This window comes from Nocardia sp. bgisy134 (genome assembly GCF_965341865.1).
GTDB lineage: Bacteria > Actinomycetota > Actinomycetes > Mycobacteriales > Mycobacteriaceae > Nocardia.
On sequence record NZ_CBDQZP010000013.1, the window covers coordinates 42,271 to 64,500 of the forward strand.

Annotated in this window: 6 protein-coding genes; 3 read left to right on the forward strand and 3 right to left on the reverse strand. The window is 68.8% G+C overall.

The window, feature by feature from the left end; genetic code table 11:
- Positions 1–30: 30 nt before the first annotated feature.
- The 3 genes from ACRWNM_RS22625 to ACRWNM_RS22635 all read right to left on the reverse strand — a co-directional run bounded on the left by ACRWNM_RS22625 (position 31) and on the right by ACRWNM_RS22635 (position 18,758).
- Positions 31–7,683, reverse strand: a complete 7,653-nt coding sequence (locus ACRWNM_RS22625) for a SpvB/TcaC N-terminal domain-containing protein (protein WP_431970062.1) — start codon at positions 7,681–7,683, stop codon at positions 31–33.
- Complete coding sequence (locus tag ACRWNM_RS22630) at positions 7,683–17,840, reverse strand: neuraminidase-like domain-containing protein (RefSeq protein ID WP_431970063.1); 10,158 nt, start codon at positions 17,838–17,840, stop codon at positions 7,683–7,685. The genes ACRWNM_RS22625 and ACRWNM_RS22630 overlap by 1 nt, the downstream gene beginning before the upstream one ends.
- A 486-nt stretch (positions 17,841–18,326) precedes the next feature.
- Entirely contained in the window at positions 18,327–18,758 is a 432-nt protein-coding gene (locus ACRWNM_RS22635; RefSeq protein WP_431970064.1) for an MmcQ/YjbR family DNA-binding protein, read from the reverse strand.
- A 221-nt stretch (positions 18,759–18,979) separates the two neighbouring features.
- Between ACRWNM_RS22635 and ACRWNM_RS22640 the strand changes: the two genes are divergently transcribed.
- The 3 genes from ACRWNM_RS22640 (at position 18,980) to ACRWNM_RS22650 (ending at position 22,099) form a co-directional block, all read left to right on the forward strand.
- The gene (locus ACRWNM_RS22640; RefSeq protein WP_431970065.1) at positions 18,980–20,077 is read left to right on the forward strand and encodes a transcriptional regulator; all 1,098 of its coding nucleotides are present in this window, start codon (positions 18,980–18,982) and stop codon (positions 20,075–20,077) included.
- A gap of 79 nt (positions 20,078–20,156) precedes the next feature.
- Positions 20,157–21,674: an acetaldehyde dehydrogenase ExaC gene (gene exaC, locus ACRWNM_RS22645; protein ID WP_431970066.1), complete on the forward strand. Its 1,518-nt coding sequence runs from the start codon at positions 20,157–20,159 to the stop codon at positions 21,672–21,674.
- Positions 21,675–21,694: 20 nt separating this feature from the next.
- Complete coding sequence (locus tag ACRWNM_RS22650; protein WP_431970067.1) at positions 21,695–22,099, forward strand: DUF779 domain-containing protein; 405 nt, start codon at positions 21,695–21,697, stop codon at positions 22,097–22,099.
- The last annotated feature ends 131 nt before the right edge of the window (positions 22,100–22,230 follow it).

The window sequence follows — 22,230 nt, forward strand, 5'->3', positions numbered from 1 at the left end:
CGCCGGTCGGCTCCGGCCCGGAAAGCGCTGTCAGAAGCGAACTGTCACCCCCGGCGCCACTACCGACTTGTCCGGTTCACCGCCGAAGAAGGTTGCACCCGCACCGGCGGCACCCGTCGCTGGTGTGATCGGCGTCGGCCAGATCCGATAGGCAGGCCCGAGACTCAGGTCGGGACCGTCGGGACGGAAGAACGGATCGAGTGTCCCACCCTTGGGAATGGTGCCCGGACTGGTTCCGATGAACGCTTGGTCGGGTCCGGGACCGATCCCTTTGACGCCAGGCGGCACCTTCCCCGGATTGATGTTCTTGAAGAATTCGAAGCCCTGTCCAGAAGCCTTGTCGAGATCGGGGATCGAGGTCGTCACCACGACGTCGACATCGCTCGTGGTCGGCCCGGATCCCTCCGGCCACGTTCCGGTCGCTTGGGCCTCGGCACGGCTGCCGACCACGTCGATGGCTTCGGGACGCTGACCGAAGCTCTGCTTGAAGTCCTGGGCGACCCCAGCCCCCTGCCCCTGCCGTACGCCGGGCACTACGGGAGTGGGCAGGATTCTCTGCATCGCGGTGCCCTCCAACCGACCCGCGATCTTGGAGCCCGCGCGTTCGCCTGCTTCGTGCACCGTGCGCAAGGCGCCACCCGCGCGCGAGGCCGCTCCCGCTGTTGCCCGGCCGACGGTCGACTCGGCTACCTTCGTACCGGCACGGCGCGCCGCCTGTCCCGCCGCGGATTGGCCGATTCGCGCGGCCGCCGATCGCACGACTTGCGCGGTCGCCGAGGACGCGACTCGGGAGGCGACTCCCTGCGCCGCGGCCGTTTTCGCGATCGCACCGACCGCGGCTCCCGCACCGGCGAAGACGCCGCCGATCGCGCCGCCGATGACCGCGGAGCGCAGCACGTGCGATTCGCGATTGTCGATATGCGCTTCGAGCGCTTCACCCAAACCGCTGCCCGCCGCGCCGCCGACGATGCCGCCGATGACGGCCGCGGCCGCGGTCCCCACCACCGGACCCGCCAGTCCCGCCGTGGCGACGGTGACGACCGTGCCGACCACGACGGCGGTGGCGATCCCCACCCATTGGCCAAGGCTCAGGTGGCCGGTCGGATCGGTCAGCTTGATGGGGTTGTCGCGAACGTAGACATAGAGATTCGGCCCGTCGACCACACCGGCGGGATCGGGACTCGTCCAGCGGCCGAGCCAGGGGGCGTAGTACCGCGCGCCGTGGTAGTAGAGGCCGGATTCGCTGTCGCGTTCCTTGCCGGTGAATCGATAGCGTTTGGGCGTCTCGGTCTGCGCGCGCACCGCTTGATACGAGGTGCTGCCGTACGGGTAGTACTCCTCGTAGCTGATGACCTGTGCGGTGTCGTCGAGTTCGAGCACCGCGGAACCGAGCAGGTTCGCCAATTGATAGCGCACGAGTTGCGCCGGTCCGTCGTCGGTGCCCTCCGTGCGGGTTTCGACGACGGCGACGCGTTGGTTGTCGTCGACGATGTGCAGGGTTTCGCGTGCCAGCGTCACCGTGCCGCCGGCGCCGAACTCCCGATGAATCTCGAAGCCGCCCCAGTAGATTCGCTCGGACTTGCGCCGCCCGTCGGCGTGCCGGGAGACCTTGCGCACCCGCGCCCCCGCCGAATCGTAGGAGTAGTGGGTGATTTCACCGCCGACCTGCCGGGCGGTCTCACACAGGTCATCGCGCGGATCCCAGCGCATCGTCGCAAGCTCGGGCATCGCGGTGATGTTGCCGTTCGCGTCGTAGTGGAACGGCTGCGGTGTGGTCGCTTGATCGCGCGCCTTGGTGGCCGAGAGCCGGTTGCTCACCCGATCGGGCTCGAGCAAGCTCGGTTCGGTGTAGAGATAGTCGCGGGTCCAGCCACCGCGGGCGGGATCGTCGGTCCGGTGCGCCATGCGCAGCATATTGCCGACGGTGTCGTACCAGTACCGCTGGACGTATCGGCCGAGGGCCGTGCCGTCGGCCGGATGGTCGATGCCCACCCGCGGCGCGTCGTCGGCATCCGGCGGGACCGGGATGCCTTGCCCCGTATGCTCGCGGCCGCTCGCTTCGATCAGTCGATAGGTCGCGTCGTAGACGTAGTCCGCGCGAGGATCCACCATGCGATTGCGGAAGAAGACCGTCTGCTGGGCGTCGTCGCGCAGCGTGGTGATGTTCCCGGCCGGGTCGTAGGTGTAGTCGAGATCCTGTAGCCGGGTGTCGGCGCGCAGGGTGGTCAGGCGGGTCAGCCGGAAGGTGGCCGTGTCGTATTCGTAGCCGGTGCTCGCGCCGTTGCCGTAGTCCACGAGGGTGCGCTGGCCGCGGGCGTTGTAGTCGAGGTTGGCGACGAAGGTCGTGCGCTCCTGAGCGCCGCGCAGTGCGACCTCGATCCGCTCCAGCAGATTGGCTTCGTTGTAGCCCGTGTACACCACGCTGCCGTCGGGAGTGGTGACCGCGATCGGTCGATCCAGCGCGTCGTAGCGGGTATGTCCGCGATAGACGTGCTCCTCTACGGATACCTCGGCGCTCCAGTCGACGACCTCCCGCTCGTCGACCGTGAATTGCCTGCCGACGTCCACGAGATTGCCCTTGAAATCGTACTGTCCGTGGATGTCCACGCCCGCTTGGTCGAACCGCTGGAACACCTGACCGCGCAGGTTGTGCGCAACCGCGTCGGGATGGTCCTCCCCGTATTCGATACGCAGGTACAGCGATTCGTCCGTCCGCTCCGGTTCCCGCAGCCACGTCCGCACCGGCCGCCGGAGGCGATCGAACTCGGTGCGGAATCGAAACCCGCGCGCCGTCCACTCGTAGGCGGTTCCGTCCAGCGCGTCGGACAATGTCAGTCTGCCGCCGGTGTCCATGCCCGCGTGGCCGACCCGGTGGCCGAGCATGTCGTAGTCATAGCGCATGACGATGCGATCGGCGGCGTCCCGGACTTCCCGCTCGTTGCCCTCGATATCGCGGACGGTCCTGGTGGCGTATGGCTCGTCGATCAATTCGCCACCGCGTCGGAAGCGATTGTGCGCCAACGACAGAAAGGTCCGTCCCAGCGTGTCGAACCACGCGCGCAACGGCGTCGCCGCGTGCTCGGTGGTGAGCCGGGCGGCACGCCGCTGCTCGGGTCCTAGCTCGCCTTCGATCCTCCGCTGATACCAGGTGCGCCGGTCGGGCAGGCTGCCGAGGTAGGGCCGGACCAGTCCACCGATATCCGGATCGTCGGCCGGATCGAGCAGCACGGTGTCGTTGCCGTCCCAGCTGTCCTGCCGCCAGGGGTCGAACACGGTCTTCGCGTAGCTGCCATCGGGATGGACAGCGGCGACGATCCGCTCCAGCGGGTCGTAGAACAGCACCGAGCTGACGCCGGCGATCGTGGCGAATTCGAAACGATGACTCGCCGTGAAGAACGGCTCATAGCTGCGAACCGGTTTGCCCTTGTTGTTGAAGATCGTCCAGCCGCTGCCGACCCATCGGGCACGCACCGCGGCGTCTTCGATCAGTCCCGGCTCGGCTTGCGCTTTCTGCTGGACAACGCGACCGAACCCGTCGGAGTAGGACAGGTGATGCTGGATGCGCGATGTGTCGCCGTCGGCGATTTCGTCGCTGTGCGTTTCCCTGGTCAGCGTCGCTGTCGCGGTCGGCAGCGGCCGGGCGTGATCTCTAGTGCGCCAGTGTGCCAGTTCGTCGTAGAGGATGCGGCTGGTCGCCGAGCCCAGGAGCCGCGCGGGATCGGCGAGCGGGTCGTCGAAGTAGTCCTGCACATCGCGGGGATCCGGGTCGGGGTCGAAACCGGACAGCGAATCACCGAGGCTCTCCTCGCGTTTGCCCATCACCGCTGTGCCTGCCAACCGCCCGAGCGCGTCGAAGGCGGCCGCGCGGCGATTGCGGTTGCTGTCGGTGATCAGACGTGGCGCGAGGACTCGATAGTCGTTGCCGTTGCCGAGTACGCGGTCGGCCGCATCGCGTTCGCCGACCGTGATCTGGTTGCCCAGCGGGTCGCGAGTGCCGGTGACCAGCAGGTCGTAGCCGTCGTAGCCGACTGTCGTGTCCGCGCCGAACGGATCGCGGAATCGGTGCGGGAGAAAGAAATGCGCGCGGGCAAAGGCCAGCTCGGCTGCGGCCGAGGTCTTGTCCGGCGAGTAGAAGACCCGTCCCGAGGGGATCCACCAGGCGTCCTCGATCCGGCGATAACCCGCCTCGCCGAGGATGGTCGGATCGACTCGGTCGCCGTACACGGCGTCCAGCAGACCCGGCGTGAACGCCTTGCGGTAGCTCTCGAACGGCAGGGCCATCGACTCGACAACACCCACGGGCAGCGGCCCGGAAAGATCGTCGCGGCGGAACACGGCGCGGGTCTGCTCGACGAGGCGGCGAGTGGGAACCCGCGGTGCGTCGGGATCGAGATCGACCTCGTAGGGCACCGTGATTTCGATGCCATCGAGCCCGGCGCGCAGCTCGGCGAACTCGAAAAGGCGTGCGGCGGGCGACAGTCCGAGCACCTCGAAGACACGGGCCTCGGCACGAAGCGGAACGCGGTGCGCATCAACGAGTTCGACGCTGTTGGTGTAGTCGTGCTCGGTGTACACGAGGTGGCGCCGTCGCTGTTGTGCACGGTCGGAATCCGTCAGCGCGAGGTCGGGGTCCGGGCGGAGTCGGCCGTAGCCGATCGCCGCGGACCGCAGGATGTTCCCGAACTCGTCGACGGCGAGGACCACCTCGTGCGAGACGCGCGGGTCGGACCGCCGCTCGTGGTGGGCCGTCAGCGTCTCGCGCGGCGACACAAGGAAGACCGCGTTGCGCAACCCGGCGGCGTCGGGTTCGGCCTGCGCCGGTTGCAGCATGGTGACCGTGTAGTTGTGCTCGGTCACCTGGTACGGAAGCCCCTGTGCGGCACTGCCGTCGTGCGCGTACACCTCGTGCCGCACCGGCTTGCCACGCAACGCGCGAACCGCTTGCCGCGCCTCGTCCACTGTGAGATCGCCGGACAGGGTGGAGTCTGCCAACGGGTGGTCATCCGGATGGTATTCGTCCGCGAACTGACGCGAGATACCGCGATCGTCGAGCATCGCGCCGGTGTGGAACCACGTCTTCGTCACCACGGGCGCGACGACCGTCCGCTCGTCGCAGTTCTGCGAGTCGGCCGATGACGCACCGTCTCCCAGCGCGGCGAGGTCTTCGGTGTCGAACTGTTCGACCATGCCGAAGCCGCGGAACTCCCGCTCGACGCCGTCGAAGAAACCGTGGTGGTAGGCGTACCGGGTGCGGAAACGGTTGCGGCCCACGGCATCCACGGTCTCCACCTGATGCACCACCTGCACCGGGAACGGTAGCCGCGTCGCCCACGGACGACCGGCTTCGGCGTCGGCGACGGCGAATCGGGTCGACGGTGCGTAGCTCACGCGGGTGCGCGCCCCGAGGTTGTTGCGCATGTCCACCAGCAGATGCGGTTTCCGCCCGCCCATCAGGTCCAGGTAACGCAGCTGCCGTCCCGATTCGCTCGGCAGCGGCGAGGACCAGACCAGGCAGGCTGTGCCGTTCCCGAGCAGGTCGACGACGCTCACCGCCACCTTGCTGTCCGTCCGCGGGAACGCGACGCCGAGATCGTGTGCGTTGCTCCACCTGTTGCCGCTGCGATTGAGGTAGAGACGGGTGCTGTCGGCGTGCAGATAGACGACGTCGATGACGCCGGAGCCGTCGACGTCGGCCAACCGGATGCGTCCGGGGTCGAAGGCGTCGGGCTTGTCGAACCAGGGTGCGTTGTCCATCGACACTTTCGCGCCGAACCGTCCGTAGCCCAGGTTCGGCCAGTAACAGATCTCGCCGTTGCGAATGCGCACCAGATCGGACAGCCCGTCGCCGGACATGTCCGCCAGCTGGATCGACTGGGTGCTGTCGTCGAATACGACCCGGGGTCCGCGCTCCTCGTCCCTGGCCGTCGTGACCCGTTGCGCGACATCGTATCCCGCCGTCCCCAACGCGGCATGCCAGCTGAGCACTCGGTCGTCGGTGATCAGCACATCGGCATGGCCGTCGCCGGTGAGGTCGACCATGCGCAGGTTGGGATCGGCCCAGTCGATGTTCGGCCGGCGATCAAAGGGGTGGAACGCCGCCCAACCGCCGTTCGATCGTTCGCTGAAACCCGAAGTCTCGCCGAAGAACTCGACCAGCTCGAGGTTTCCGTCCCCGTCCAGATCCAGAAACTGCTGACGGCCGTTGCCCAGCGCGGCACCGGCCGGACGCGACACTGTGCGCAGCGGACCGAACCGGCCGTCGCCGCGATTGGGTTTGTAATACCAGGCGTGCGCCTGCTCGGTCAGGATGCCCGACAAGCCTTCGCCGTCGAGGTCGACCCATCGGTAGTGGGAACCGGCCAGCCCGATCGGCAGGTTGGCCGCGCTCTCCGCGTCGAGTGTGCGGAGGCGGGCGTCGACGTGTGCTTCGCTGTAGGTGAATTGCACCGGCGGCAGCGCCCGCGACACATAGCCGCCGTCCGCTGCTCGCCGAAAACCTCTGCGGCACACCGAATCGATGACCGATACCACGGATTCGCCCCGGCTCGCATCACCTCGATAGGTCAACTCGATCGCCGACACCAGACAGTCTGCGCCGACGCCGGGCTCGTCGATGTGATGGAACATCAGCACGCGTTGGCACAGCCGATAGGTGCGCACTTCGAATCCGGCGCGGTAGCTGGAGAAAGGGTCCAGGCGACATGTCCACGGCCGGTGTTCGGCGGAGGTCGGCTCGGCCGGATCGTGGTCGCCGTAATCCAGCACGACCTCGAACAACCAGTCAGTCGCAGCCGGTTCCGGACGCACCAGGCGCGAGGTTCGATTGCCGTAGCGGATGCGTTTGAGGTACCGCTGCGCCGACCGATCGGCGGCGTCTCGATTGCGTTCGTGGGCGGCGGCGAGATCCACGCCGTAGGCGTCCTCGGCCTTGTACTCGTAGCGAATGACGTCGCCGACGTCGTTGTAGCTCTCGCAGATCAGCCAGCTGAACACTTTCGCCGGGTCGCGGGGGTCGGCGATTCGACTGTCGGCGTCCCTCCCATAGACGGTTGTCACATTCTCCCGGTCGATGGATCGCCAATGCGATTGCCCCGTCTCGGCGTCCACCCACCGCTCGATGCGCGCGAACAACCCCTCCACGCGCGGACGGTATTCGTACACGGAGAATTCCCGCCCCGACTCGACATTACGGCGGTGGACCCGCCGCCACTCCCCCTCGCGCCGCTCGAGTCGTGGCACGAGATCTTCCGCGCCGGACAGGATGTAGGTGTCGGCCGCGATGTCCGGGCCTGAGCAGCGGTCCGGTTCGGACACACCGTTCTGGTATCGGGGCATCCCCCGGTCCGTTCTGAGGGTGATCGACGGCAAGCTCAGCCGCCATCCCAACCCGAACGGGCCGTTCCCGATTCCGGAGTCGTAGCTCAGCGTCAACGCGGGACCGAAACCCCGCCGCCCGGGGCTCATGTCCAACGGAATACTCGCCGAGGCCGTTCCCGTCGCGGCGTTGACGGTGAAGGTCTCACCGATCCCCCGGATGGCTCCGCCGCCTTTCGGCAGCGAGATCGCGGGCGGACGAGCCTCCGCGCCGCCGCCGGACCAGCCATCCGAGGAGGGCGTTCCTTCGTCGTTTCGCGAATCCAGCCGGTCGTCACGCGCGGTGCGGCCGGTCGCTGTGGCGTCCATCAGTTCACCCCGCAGCAGCACTCGATGTCGCGGCAACCGCACCGTCTGTCACCACCGCAGGACCGCGCCTGCTCCGCGCAGTAGCCGAGGACCAGGTACGTCTCGCAGATCTCGCCCACTGAGTCCGGGAACTCGAAGACACCCAACGGCTCGGCGCGGTCGTCGTCGAGCGGACCCAGCCGGGTGCCGTCCAATTCGACTACGCCCCAGAACAGTCCGGGGAACTCGCTGCTCGCCACACAGTGCACGTCGATCCACTCGCAGGCGCACCGGTCGTAGCGCGCCGGGCGGAACCGGACGACGAAGGAGGCGCCCGGTTCCGCGCACGGCGCCTCGACGAACAACTGGATCGAGTCCACCCACCGCACCTCGCGCAGCGGCACGAACGGGAACATGGCCCCGGACAACCGCAGCTCGAGCCGCCGGTTCCACGGCCCGCCCTGCTCGCGCGGCACGCGCAGGCCGGACCAGGCGTCGGCCAGGTCGCGGCGGACGTCGAACAAGCGCTGACCGTCACCGGGCAGCCTGCACCTGGCCGCGTCCAGCGCCGCGGTGCGCAACACCGCCCCGCCCTCCCATGCGGTGAAGTTGACATGCAGCACGAGATCGCTCAGCGCCGCGGCGAAGTCGAAAGCGTTGGTCTCCGGGGGCAATTCGATGCGCCAGCGGCTGATCGCACCGGCGAACTCGAACGGCAGGTACCGCTCGTCGCGGAAGTTCAGCTCGAACATGCCGGAATCGTTCTGGCCGGAGGAGGTCGCGATCGCCTCGGTGGCGGTGTACGAGCGCACCATCCGGCTGTCGTTCGCCGCGGCCGAATAGCCGTTCGGTGGTGCCGCACAGCAGCATCCGAGGCGGACCGGCTCGTGGCAGCAGGCGGCGGGCGGGTCGATCAGTCGCGGATCGACCCGCGTCCAGCTGCTCAGCAGCGTCAATCGGCAGTTCACCCCGGTGTACGGGCCGACGACGCACGGGATGGTCACCGAGACGTTCTTGATCCGGCGCATGTAGTGGCCCGGATAGTCGAGGTCGAACATCCATTCCGGTATCTCGATCTCGGCGCTGCCGGTGGCCTGAAGCTGAAGGAAGGCGAGCGGGAAGCACAGGCGAAGCGAAATATGTTTGGTGAGTTCGTATTCCCGGCAGTTCTCGTCCAGATAGGCCTTGTCCATCCGCGCTACGGCCACGTGCAGCCGTTCACCCGCCAGCAGGCCCTCGCGCAGGTTGTCGAAATCGTCGACACCGAGGAAGGTCCGATTGGTGTAGCCCCGCTCGTAGTTGAACGCTCGCTCGGCCTTGCGGGCCGCGCTGCGAGCCAGCCCGTACATCCGGTAGTACTGCGCCGCGGTCTCCTGCTGGAGATACAGGTACAGCTCCCAGTTGGTGAATTTGTCGCGCAGGAAGTCTTGCACGCGCTCGACGTGCTCGAGTTGCCGCTGGTGGTTGCTCAGTTCCGACAGCGCCACGTCGCGGCGGCGTTCGGCGCCCAGGATCTGCCGCTCGATCTGCTCGAGCTCGATGGTGATGGTGTCGACCTGGTGCCGCCACTCGGCGAGCCTGCGGTCCCAGACGCCTTCTTGGTTGCTGAGATTGGCTCCGCTGGTGGCGTTCTCGCTCAGCGCGTTCATGATCCGCGCCGCGGTCGAGAAGCCCGCGGCGAGCTTGTTGCCGATCGGGATCTGGTTGAACTGCAACGGCGAGCCCGCGATACCGGCGACGCCGATCCAGAAGTCCGGCGTCATCCCGATGCCCTGCGCGATCGCCTCGAGCACATTGCCCGCGATGCGGGAGCCGAGGGACACCCCGGTGAGCGATTCGTAGCCGATCTCGCCCGCGTTCAGGCCGTTGGCGATCAGATTCTGGTGGTAGCGCAGCCGCGCCTGTGCGCCTTCCTTGGTCTTGCCGAGCGCCTGGACCTGCCAATCGGCGTCGCGCCACTGGTTCTGGCGCTGCTGCACGCTGAGCTCGAGCAGTTGACGTTCCTGCGCCGAGCGCAGCGCCGCCAGGTATTCGGCGTCGCCCTTCTCGTAGGCGCTCAGCAATTGCGCCCCGAGCGCGCGGACCTCACCGGCCAGTTCCCGCGCCTGCCGTACCAGGACGGTGAAACGGTAGGCGTCGCAACAGGATCCGCAGCCGTCGCCGCCGCATGGGCAGCCACCGTCGTGCCAGCCGTCGCGCCGCGGGTCCGCGCCGAAGAACGGCCGGTCGAGTCCGGCTCGCCCGGTGGGCAGGCGGCGTCCGTCCTGGCAGTGCCGCAGCAGCGCCAGCCGGTCGCCGGTGCGTTGGTAGAGCGCCATCAACCGCGGGTTGAGCGGCGCTTCCCTGGGCACGAACGACGACACCGTGCGCTCGTACCACTCGTCGTCACCCGGCACCGTCTGCGGGCGGGCGCCCAGGATCCGGTCGATCTGCATCAGCACCACGTCGGCGCGCCGCATCGACTCCGGCGTGCTCCGGCACAGCAGCGTGTCGGCCCAGTCGAGCATCGTCTCGAGATAGCGCAGCAGCAGCGCACGTTCGCGCGCCCGCCGCGCGTCGACGGCGGTGGTGGAACAGCAGACCTCGTCGGCGCGCGGGCGGCGGTCGGTATCCGTTCCCTCGGGATCGATCGTTCCGGTCACGACGACGTCGCCGTCGTCGTCCGGCTCGTCGTCCGTCGGCGGCGGGATGCGGCGGCACTCGGTCCACGCGTTGTCGGTGACGCCGGGGCGCTGCACCAGCTCGTACCACTTCAACGCGGCCTCGTACCGGCAATGGCTGCGCAGTGCCGCGCCGACGGTCAGCGCGACCGAGAACAGCGACAGCGGTTCCAGCGGCGCGCCGGGGCAGACGTAGGCGAAGAACGGGTAGGCGTCCAGGCCGCCGATGGAGAGCTGCGGTGCGGGCGGCGCCGCGATGAGCGGCAGGGTCGTGGCGGTATCGGTGGCGAGGTCGTAGCGGAAGCCGGGCGGCGTCGGATCGGCGTCGTAGCCGGTGGGGCGCAGGCCGCCGACAATCGCGAAGCGCAGTGAATCCAGTGTGCGGCCGGTGAATTCGAGCTGTGCCTGTGCCGCCGACTGGACCCGGACCGGTCGGCCCGACCACCGCTGCGGTTCGAATCGTCCGCCTCGCTTGCGCGACCAGCACAGATGGACCACCGGCACGGCGGGCCAGTGCAGCAGCGCGGGCAGCTTGTCCGGGCGGTGCCAGTCCGAGATCTCGTCGGTCGTATCTCGCCCGGTATCGGCGGATTGCGCTGTCGGTTCGTACACCAGCCCGTGTTCGAGCCAGAAGTAGTACTCGTCCACCTGCGGCTCGTGCTCGCCGCCGCAACCGCAGCAGGCATCGGGGTCGCCGTCGCACGGCGTGAATCCGGCGGCGGCCGGTGGCATGCCCGCGGCGGCGACCCGGACGAAGCGGGCGCCCATGCGGGCGGCCGTCCGAATCCACAGCGGCAGGCGGTCGCGGTCGGCGGACGCCAGTTCCCCGGCGGTCGCCGCGTGCACCTCCACGTGGACGTCGCCGTTGCCGTCGCCGTCCTCGTTGTCGCCGTTGCCTGGCTCGCCGTCGTCACCGTCGTCGTCGGTGTTGCGGATGCGCTGCAGCGGCGCGAGCCAGGACGCCTGGGCGTCGGCCCGCGGCGTCCCGAGCAGATCCATGCCCTCCGGGACCGGCCCCGGCACCAGCGCCTGGATCACCGACGGTTCGGCGTCCTGCAACACCGTCAGCCCGGGGTGTTCCTGCGGTCGCCGATCGGGCCACCACTCCAGCCCGCCCGGCACCGCGATGGTCAGTCGGCTGCGGCGAAGGCGGTCCTCCAGGAAGGCGAAAGCCTCGACTCGGCGTGCCTTTTCGAGCTCGTCCCATTCGATCCAGTTCTCCCGGTATACATCCCGCTCGGCGCAGCGCTGCCAGGTGCGGAAGGTCTCGTAGCGGGCCTCCCACAGCTGGGCGAACGCGGCAGAGACCGGGAACCCCGGTTCCAGCCCGAGCCGGGCGCGCTGCACGAACGCCTGCGCGCTGCCGATCGCGTCCTCGATCCGGCTGACGCGCGCGCACGTCCCGGTCGCCACGTCCTGGAGCAGCAGGTCGCCGAGGTCGGTGGCGCGGGTCGCGTACCGACCGGGATCGAACGGCAGCGGCACCCGACGCATGCCGCACAGCCAGGCCACCAGGGCGTCTCTGGCCCGGACACGCAGCTCGTCGTTCAGCGTCCGGACGTCGAGATAGCGGCGCGGCGCGGCGTTGTCGAAGGAGGCGTTTTCGAAGGACCCGTCCCGGACGAACCGGGTCAGGTTCTCGTTCCCGGCATCGGGTCCGACCTCGGGACGATCCGCCGCCCACCGGTACGGTTGCGCCGCATCGATGTGCAGCACGCGGAAGCAGCGTTCGAGCCGGTCCAGCCACATCTCGCCGCGCCACGCGCGAATCGCCCACGCCTCGTTCTCCAAGTCGGGCACCTGGACGACATAGTCGGCGTAGGTCAGCACGAGCGACGCGTGCCGCACGTCGACCCCGAGATGCCGCACCAGCTGCGCCGGATCGTCGGGCTGCCGCTCGGAGGCCTCGTGGAAGACGCGCCACGCGGGCTTCTCCCTGGCCTCCCAGGTCTCGCGGCGCAGTGCGGTGTAGTCGTAGAGCCGCTCCCACCAGTCGAACAGCGCGGCCTGACGCGCGGCGCTCGGTGCGGCCCGCTGGTCGCCTGCGGGTGGCCGGAACGGGTCGGCGACGGGCAGCAGATCGGGATCGAACCACGCGCGGTGTGTTCCGAACGACGTCGCGCCGGTCCGCGGATGACTTTGCCCGGCAAAGCCTTCCGCGTGGTCGAGCAGGTAGCCGAGCTCCGACTGCGGTTCTCTCGGCAGGGTCGCCGCCGACAGCCGCAGCCGGTGCGCGAACAGGGCCGCCTTGAACGCTCGCTGGTAGGTGCGCCGGATGTCGCGCAGGCTGGAGGTGTAGCGGGCGCGCAGGTAGGCGGCCGCCGGATCCCCGACGTCGACGCAGTCGTCCAGCGGCGCGTCGACGTGCGTGCGATACAGCCGCCGATGCGGGACCGCGACGAGGCGGTCTTCGGTGTCGGGACCGGTGTACTTCACCTGGAAGCCGGTGTGCCGTGGCCGCACGTCCTCTTCGCGGTCGAAGGTCGGCTGCGGCTGATGCAGCTCCACGGTGATCTGGTACGTGCCGCGACGCAACTCGATCGGCGCCGAGTGACAATCCGGCGCGTCCTCACCGGACCAGCCGCGGTTCAACAGGATCCACGACCGCTGCCCACGCCGCAGGGTGACGCGCCAGCGGTGATCCTCACAGCATTCGCAGTCGGGTTCGACGCCGTCGGGTGTCGGATCGCCCGCGGCGAATTCGTAGCGGCCGCCTGCCTCTACGAGCAGCGCACCGGTCCACGTCACCGTGAAGGGCTGTGCGCCGAAGAGCGGCTCGCCGTCTACGTCGCGCAGGGCGAAGCCGTTGCGGACGGCCACCTTGCGCAGCTGGTGCGGCGTCAGGGTGAGCCCCATCTCGGGGACGACGGTCGGCGCGGGCGCGTTCCACGCGTTGCGGCCCGCACCGAACGCCGTGAGCGGACCGCTCATCTCGCGCCAGGCCGGGTCGAGCCCGGCCACCGAGAACGCGCCGGTCAGCCCGGTGCCGACGAGTCCGAGCAGCGCGGCGAAGGAGCTGCCGGTCGGTCCGGTCGGCCACGTCACCTCGGGCGGTGCGCCGCTGTCGTTCTCCCACGACGCGCCGCCCGCATTCTCGTCGCCCCACAGCGACAGCAGCAGCCTGCTGACGTCGCGCGCCTCGAGCCCCGGATCGCGCTGCGGCGCCACCACACGGACGTGCGCGGCGAGATGTTCGGCGATGATCCCGGTGCGGCGGTAGAAGCGCGCGAACTCCCGCTGGACGAAGGCGAAGCGCTCCTGTTCGTCGGGCTCGTGCACCAACCGGTCGAGGGCCGCTTCGAACTCGCCGAACAGCAAGCCGAACGGCGCGAGCAGCGCGCGCGGCGCGAAGTACAACGTCTGCACAGCCGCCCGCTCGACCTCGGTCAGCGGCCGCAGGGTGCTGAGCCGCTCGGTGACCGCGGTGTCGTCGAGCGGCAGTCGCGCCCACAGGGTCTGGCTCGCGAGGTCGTAATGGAAGGGCCCGTCCGGCGGCGAGTTCCACATCGCGGGCGCGGTGTCGCCCGCGGCCAACGGCGTGCCGAACCGGCGACGGTCGGCGGCCACCAGGATGCCCTCGCGCTCCAGCACCGACGGGAAGAAGCGTTCGCCCACGGCCTGCCACGCGTCGTCGGGCGCCGAAGGCGCATAACCGAATTCGCGTTCCAGCACGTCGGTGATCCGGCCCCAGGTCCAGCTCTCGGCGTCCTCGGCGGTGGCGTCGAGCAGCTTGCGCCGCAGCGCCCACAGACCGTGCGCGTCCTCGTCGTCGGGCAGGGCGAGCGGATCGTCGTGCGCCTCGTTCGCCGCGGGCAGCGGGAACGGGTCGTCCCCACGCAGGTGCGCGTCGGAAAACAGGAACAGCACCTCGCCGACGGTGAACTCGGACAGGTAGATCTTCAGCAGCACCTCGGCGAAACGGATCGTGGCCGTCGGTTGCCGGTGCCAGGTATCGGTCGCCGTATCGGGGTCGAACCCGGCCAGCCGCGACAGCGAGTCGAGGTTGCGTGCCATCAGTTTGGCGAGCTCAGGCTGCTCGGCGAGCTCGGGGCGCAGGCGTTCGGCGGTCGCGTCGATCCGCTCGATGAGGGTGCGCACGGCCCAGTCCCAGCGCGGTGACTCGGGGCCGATCCACAGGGCGAGCAGGTGGGTGCGGTGCGAGGGGGCCGCGGCGGTCGGTTCCGGCGCGTCGGGGTCCTCCCACGGCAGGCAGAGGAATTCCCGCAGCAGGAACAGCGCGGCCAGCTGCCGCGCGAACTCCGGGTTGACCGTGTCGTCACGGAACAATTCGAGCACCGTGCAGATATCGGCCAGCTGCGTGAAAGTCACGGCGGCACAGGGATGTTCGCGCAGCCGCCGCCACAACCGGATGAAGACGGCCAGGCGGCGCAGCGCGTCCGCGATGTCCTGTTCACCGAAATCGATCACCAGATCGTCCGGGCAGCAGGGCAGGCAGTCCGGGAATCCACCGCCTTCGCGGGGACCGGCGTCGGTCTCGCCGCCCCCTTGCTCGCGCCAGAACGGCACGTAGCCGCTGTACCAGAGGTCGAGGAATTCGCAGTAATCCAGTCCGGTGCGGCGCAGGAATTCCGGTACCACCCGGACGAATTCGGTCCAGCTGCGCTCCTCGATCTCCGGTTCCGGATAGCCGTAGACCTCGTGCAGCACCAATCGGCCCTCGGCCGGCTCGGTACCGATGTCGTGGCTGTAGAGCAGCTCGTACTCTTCCGGCGTGATTCGCAGGTATTCCAGCGCGATCGGCAACCGCAGCGGAAAACGCCAGTAGTGGGTGCGGAACGTATCCGGCTCGTGCGCGGCGTCGATCGCCAGTTCGGTGATGTCCTCGCGGAAGTGCCGCATGGCCGAGAACCGGCTGGCGCCGAGCGCTTGCAGATAGCTGCGGTTGACATCCAGCGCCTGCGGGTAGGGCAGGTCGGGATGGGTGAAGTCGGTGCGCAGCACGTCGTAGGCGGCGGGGACCGCGACCGGCGTCGCGGGCGACGAGTGCTCCGGCACCGTGGCGAACAGGGTCTGCGGATCGTGGGCAAACGGGTGACCGCCAACGATGCCGTCGTCGGCGAGCCGGTGTCCCGCGAGTTCGTAGTTCGCGGTGTCGTACACGGCGCCCGCCGTGGCGCCGGGCGTCGTGGTGACCAGGTGCTCGAGGCTTTCGTTGACCAGGTCGATGACCGGGATCGTGGTCTCCAGGTTTGCCTTCGTCACCGCCAGATCGCCGAGCTCACCGCGACGCTCGCCGAGCAGGTCGCCGAGCGTGTCCTCGGCGTAGGGCACCGGGTCGGCGCAGCTGGAGGCGCCCGAGACCCGCAACATCTCGTGCAGGTAGGCCACCGGCCCGAGCGGCGAAAGATGTTCGGGCGGAACGCAGTCGATCAGCGAGCCGTCAGGATTCACGGGGTTGAACGGTCCCGGCGGCCATGGTTGCTCGGGTTGTTCGGGGGTGGCCTTCTCGTAGATGTCGAGTGCGTAGCCGTAGGCGACCGTTCCCGACAGCGCGTACCGGAAGTCGGCCCGCGAGAGCGCGGCGATCTGCGCGGCCGCGGTGAAGCCGCGCGCGTAGAGCGCCTCGATCAGAGAGAAGCGCAGCTCGCCCGCGTCGATGTCGGTCACCACCCACAGCTCGCGAATGGCGTTCAGCGCGAACAACAGCCACTGCTGGGCGGCCGGGTCGTCCGGCAGCACCTCGGTGACGGTGGCGACGACAGCGGTCGGATCGGGAGCGGTCGTGAAGCTGAAGTCGACGCCGCCGGAGTACACCGGGTACGTGGACACGAAGTTCTCGAACACATCGTCGTGCGAGCGCGTCAGTTCCGCAGGCGCACCGACCTCGGGTGGCGCACCGCTGCCGGGGTCGGCCTCGACGTCGAAGAAGGTACGCAGATGCCGGATGAACGCCTCGGTGCGTTCCGCGGGCGTGCCGGGCGCGGTGAAATCGGGCAGCAGTGCGGGATTCGCCGCGAAGAAGTCTCGCCACCGCTGATCGGTCACCGCGACCAGATCGGCGACGGACGCGACGTTCAGCGGCGGCGCCTCGATCGCGGCGATCAGCGCGGCTGAATTCGCGGTGACGCCTTGCAGCAGCAGTTCCAGGTACGGCCCCGGGTTGACTGTCACCTCGGACGCCCAGAAATCGGTGTCGATGGAGGTGCTCGGACCGGTGTGGGCCAGCCAGCGGGTCACCAGCGCTTCGATCGGCGCGATCAGCGGCACTTCGGTCAGTGTGTTCTCCGCCGCCCCCAGCGCACGCAGCCGCCGCGCCGCCTGGGTGGCCGCGACCGCGGGACCGGTCACCGTCAACGGCGCGGCGGGCGCGGTGATCACGCCGCCGTCGACCGCCGTCTCGAAGGCCGAGAGCACTTGCGGTTCCAGCGCGAACCGGGCCATGTCGAACCGCTGCGGCGGACCGACCTGCCCGGGCATCTGCGCGCCGAGCGCGTAGAAGTACGCTGCGGGCACCACGTAAGCCGGTGTGAGGCCGCCGTTTTCGACGAGCGCCACACCGGCGGCGTGTTTGGTCGTCGGAGTAGCGGCGTCGGTGATCAACGGGAAGTCGAAGCGGGCCTGCGTCGCCCTGATGCTGAGTACCTCCTGGGCGACCGCGGCCGATGCGGAGTACACGAACCCCGCCAGCCGCAGCGCCTCGGCCTCGTGGGTGCCGTAGTAGCCGTTGAGTTCGGCTTCGAAACGGGCGCGCGCCTTTTCGATGTCATCGGCGCTGAGTGTCTCCTCGGCGGGCGGGTCGGTGTAGAGCGCGCCGAACGGATCGAGCCCGAGCCTCGCGTCCGGTTGCGGCGGTGGGTAGGCGGTGCGGTTCCAGACGATCTCGGCGGCGATCTGGCGGCTCTCGGCGAGGGTGAGCGGGGATCGGCCGACCAGAGTGGCGTTCGCGCCGCCGGGGTCGTCGGCCAGCACGGTGTCGATGGCGCGCACCATCTGGTCGAACGAGGGCGGCTGCCCGTCGGAGGGCAGGTCGACGAAAGCGAGGTTCGGGTCGAGTCCGGCGCCGGTGGCGGGCAGGGTGACGTACGCGCTGGCCTCCATGTCGAAGTACTTCTTCTGGCTGTTCGAAAGATTCGGCCGGGTGGTGACGTCGACGTTGTAATGCAGCCTGCGGTGGGAGATGCCGAGCCCGCCCTTGGTGAGTTCGAGCCGCAGATCGAACGAGGTGGGCGTCGGGTACTCGGTGTGCCCCGCGGGCGCATCGACCACGATCACCGCCGTGGCCACCGCTTCCAGCTCGCGAGTGGTGGCGCCGAACGGATCGGTGACATCGATGTAGTGCTGGAGCAGCTGGGTGCTCTCGATGTCGACATGATTGTTCGTGGTGCTGCCCAGGTGCGGGTCGGCGAGGGCGGAGGCGGAACCGAGCTCCACTCCCTCGACACTCTCGGCGAAGGTCAGATCGTAGGCCGTGATCTTCAGGCCGGTCAGCACGGTGGTGAAGTCGTTCGCGGCCATCGGCTCGGCAGGGAAGAGCCGGAGGATGATCAAGTCAGGCATGGGTGTCTCCACAACTGAAGTCGAGGCGCACCGGAATGTGCCGCTGGGTGCGTGCAGAAACGTAACTGCCCAGGAAACCCGTCGCCTGCGTATGGGACTACGCGGATTCCGCGGCTCGGAGGCGAACTACGCGGCCGGACACGGCTTTTCGGATCGGATTTCCGGGAGATCGGTCGGTCGGCCCGGGTAGCCGGGGCCGACGCGAGACAGTGGCCGTGCTAGACGGTTCTGGAGTGATGGGCCTCGAATAGCGTCGCGCGCATCCGTTCCGGCCGACGTGTCCGCCCCTCGATATGTGTGTCCGCGACCGCCATGATCCCTGCCCCTCTGTGCGTTCATGCGCTCGGACGACCGAGACTCGACAGCCCCGGCCAGATCAAAATATCGGCAACACCGCGACCCATTGTGGCCTCTGATACCCCTGCCGCGCCGGGAAATCCCGGCATCCATCCGAAATGCGTTCGTACGCAGGGGCAATCCGGCTACTCACGCATTCGGCGGGAGCGGATGGGCGGCGAGCCAGTCGGCGGCTCGCTTGCGGGATGCCTGGGCGAGCCAGCCGTCCTGGATGATCTCGGTGAGTTCGCCGAGGGTGATTTCGTGCAGTCGGCACGCGCGCACCAGCACCGAGGGGTGTCCGTCGAAGTGCGGTGTGGTGAAGAACGGCGAGTCCGGATCCTGTACGAGTGCTTGCTTGTCCGATTCCGAGGGCACCCAGAAGACGATGACGTCGGGGTAGCGTTCGCCGGTCTGCGGATCCACGGCATCCGGGCGCGGCGTGCGGAAGAACACGAACGACTTTCCGCCAACCTGGTAGATGGCGTTGCCGCGCGGACCGGCCGCGTTGGTCACGTGCGGCATCCCGCGCGCGATGGCGTGCACGTCGGCGATCCGGGCCGGTCGCTCTCGCTTGTCCATGAGTACGAGCCTAGGCCCGGAAACCGGCGCGTCGCGCAGGCGCGTCCGCCATGATGGGTCCACGAGGCGAGTTCACTCGACGACAAGGGTTTTCCGAGGTGGCACCGTCGCGCACCCTCACCCGGCAGCGGGCAGAACTGGAAAAGGAATGGACCCGGTGGGCATCGACCGCCGGGCCTCGCGCGCGAATCCGTCCCGATTCCAGCGTGCTTCGCACCGACGTGGCACGCTCTTGGCAGCGCTCGCTGCACACCGTCGATCCCGGCCGCACCGTCGCACCCGGACTCGACCGGGTCGACGACCGGTGGGCGGAATCCCCGCTGCGCGGCCCCGTCACCGAACTCGCGGGCCAGATGCGCAGCATCGCCGAGGACGCGAAGTACCTGGCGGTGGTCACCGACGCGGCGGGCACGGTCCTGTGGTCCGGCGGTGACCGGAAGCTGCGCCGCCGGGCCGAGGACGTGAACTTCGCGCCGGGCGGCTGCTGGGACGAAAGCCATATGGGCACGAACGGGCTGTCCCTCGCGCTGCACGACGACCAGCCTGCCACCGTGTTCGCCGCCGAACACCTCGTCGCCGCGCTGCACGGCTGGGTCTGCTATGCCGCGCCGATCCACGCACCGGACGGCAGGCTGCTCGGCGTGCTGGATCTGTCCAGCGACTGGAGCCGCTCGCATCCGATGGCGATGGCCTCGGTGCGATCACTGGTCACGGCGGTCGAGGCGGTGCTGCGCACGAGCGCGCCGCCACCCGCCGAGCGGGTGCGGCTCGAATGTCTGGGCACCGCACGGCTGTTGCGCCACGGCAGGCCGGTGCCGCTGCCGCCGCGGCAGCTGGAGATCCTCGCTCTGCTCGCGCTGGAGCCGGACGGCTACACCCCCGATCAGCTGCACGCCGCGGTGTACGGCGATCGCTCGATCTCGACGAGCACGCTGAAAGCCGATGTCTCGCATCTGCGCCGGGCCACCGGAGGTGAGATAGCCAACCGCCGCTACACCCTGACCGGACCGCTGTCCTGCGACGCCGTCGACCTGCTCGCCGCCATCACCTCGGGCGACACCTCGGGCGCGGTGTGGCACTATCGCGGCCCGCTGCTCCCCGGTTCCGACACCCCGGGCGTCGTCGAATGGCGCGACTACCTCGATGTCGGCATTCGCACCGCGGTCCTGGCCAGCGATCGACCCGAGCACGCCATCGCCTTCGGCGAGCGCGCCGGGGGCGATATCGCGGTGCACGAGCACGCTTTGCGGCTGCTGCCCACCGACGACGTGCGCCGCGCGGTCGTCGCCGCCCGGCTGCACAACGCCCGGCACAGTTGATCCCGGCCACCAACCTCCCGCCAACCTTCGCCGTTCATAGTGGCGTGCGTCGATGGCTTTCGCGCGAGGAGTGATTGCGATGATCTACGCCAAACCGGGTTCCGACGCCGCCATAGTCGGTTACGCCACCCGCTACGACAACTTCATCGGAGGCGACTGGGCCGCTCCGATCGAGGGCCGCTACTTCGACAATCCCTCCCCGGTCGACGGGGAAACCTTCTGCTCTGTCGCCCGTTCCAGCGCCGCCGACATCGATATGGCGCTGGAGGCCGCCCATCACGCGGCCGAGGCGTGGGCCGCGACCTCGCCGACCGTGCGCGCGAACATTCTCCTCGAGATCGCCGCGCGCATCGAGAACAGCCTCGAGCCGCTCGCGGTCGCCGAAACCTGGGACAACGGCAAACCGGTCCGCGAAACCCTGGCCGCCGACCTGCCTTTGGCGGTCGACCATTTCCGCTACTTCGCCGGCGTCATCCGCGCCCAGGAGGGCGGCATCTCCCAGATCGACGCCGACACCGTCGCCTACCACTTCCACGAGCCGCTCGGCGTGGTCGGGCAGATCATTCCATGGAACTTCCCGATCCTGATGGCCGCGTGGAAACTCGCGCCCGCCCTGGCCGCGGGGAACTGCGTGGTGCTCAAGCCCGCCGAGCAGACGCCCGCCTCGATCCTGCTCGTGGTGGAGTTGATCGCCGATCTGCTGCCGCCCGGAGTCCTGAACGTGGTCAACGGTTTCGGCGTCGAGGCGGGCAAACCGCTGGCCACCAGTCCGCGGGTCGCGAAGATCGCGTTCACCGGCGAGACCACCACCGGGCGGCTCATCATGCAGTACGCCAGCGAGAACATCGTCCCGGTCAGCCTGGAACTGGGCGGCAAGAGCCCCAACATCTTCCTGCCGGATGTCATGGCCGACGACGACGCGTTCCTGGACAAGGCCGTCGAAGGCTTCGTGATGTTCGCGCTCAACCAGGGCGAGGTGTGCACCTGCCCGTCGCGCGCGCTGATCCACTCGTCCATCTACGACGAGTTCCTGGCTCGCTGCCTGGAGCGGACCGCGGCCATCGAGGGCGGGCACCCGCTCGACGACGCCACCATGATCGGAGCCCAAGCCAGCAACGATCAGTACGAGAAGATCCTGTCCTATATCGACATCGGCAGGCAGGAGGGCGCCCGCGTACTCAGCGGAGGGGAAGCACGCAAGGTGGACGGACTGCCCGGCGGGTACTACATTCAGCCCACCATTCTGGAGGGCGACAACACCATGCGCGTCTTCCAGGAGGAGATCTTCGGACCCGTGGTCGCGGTGACCCGCTTCGACACCGTCGACGAAGCGGTCCGGATCGCCAACGACACCCTCTACGGCCTCGGCGCGGGCGTGTGGACCAGGGACGGCGCCACCGCCTACCGGATGGGCCGGGCGATCAAAGCGGGCCGGGTGTGGACCAACTGCTATCACGCCTATCCCGCGCACGCCGCCTTCGGCGGATACAAGAAGTCCGGGATCGGCAGGGAGAACCACAAGATGATGCTCGACCACTACCAGCAGACCAAGAACCTGCTGGTGAGCTACTCCCCTACCAAGCTCGGATTCTTCTGATGCGGAATCGGATCACTCTCATGCAGAACCGGGTTCATCGCGTCGGCATGACCGACGCGGCGCGAGTGGTGCTGCGCCGGTTGATAGAACACCACGGGCCGGTGCGGTTCCATCAGTCCGGCGGATGCTGCGACGGCAGCTCGCCCATGTGCTTCCCGGCCCGCGAATTCCGGGTCGGTGCCGCCGACGTGCTGCTGGGGCAGCTACCGTGGCACACCGAATTCTGGATGAGCGCCGATCAGTTCCAGCTGTGGAAACACACGCACCTCACCGTGGACGTGGTGTCGGGGCGCGGGAGCGGCTTCTCGCTCGAGGCGCCCCTCGGCGTGCGTTTCCTCATCCGGTCCCGGCTGCTCACCGACGAGGAAGCGGCGGCATTGGCGGCAGGCCCGCCGCCGCCCACCGGTGCCGACCGGCTCACCTGAGAGCCGGCGACGGGGATCTGGCCGGCTCGACCGCAGACCGAGCCGGCCAGGGCCCCGAAGACGCGGTCGAATTCCGGCGGCAGGGGGCCGCCGACCGGCCGAAAATCGGGCGGATATGGCGTAGCTGCCTG

Bases quoted from the DNA above. Each gene is read 5' to 3' on its own strand.
- ACRWNM_RS22625 (WP_431970062.1), bottom strand. From the start codon at position 7,683: ATGGACGCCACAGCGACCGGCCGCACCGCGCGTGACGACCGGCTGGAT.
- ACRWNM_RS22630 (WP_431970063.1), bottom strand. From the start codon at position 17,840: ATGCCTGACTTGATCATCCTCCGGCTCTTCCCTGCCGAGCCGATGGCC.
- ACRWNM_RS22635 (WP_431970064.1), bottom strand. From the start codon at position 18,758: ATGGACAAGCGAGAGCGACCGGCCCGGATCGCCGACGTGCACGCCATC.
- exaC (WP_431970066.1), top strand. From the start codon at position 20,157: ATGATCTACGCCAAACCGGGTTCCGACGCCGCCATAGTCGGTTACGCC.
- ACRWNM_RS22650 (WP_431970067.1), top strand. From the start codon at position 21,695: ATGCAGAACCGGGTTCATCGCGTCGGCATGACCGACGCGGCGCGAGTG.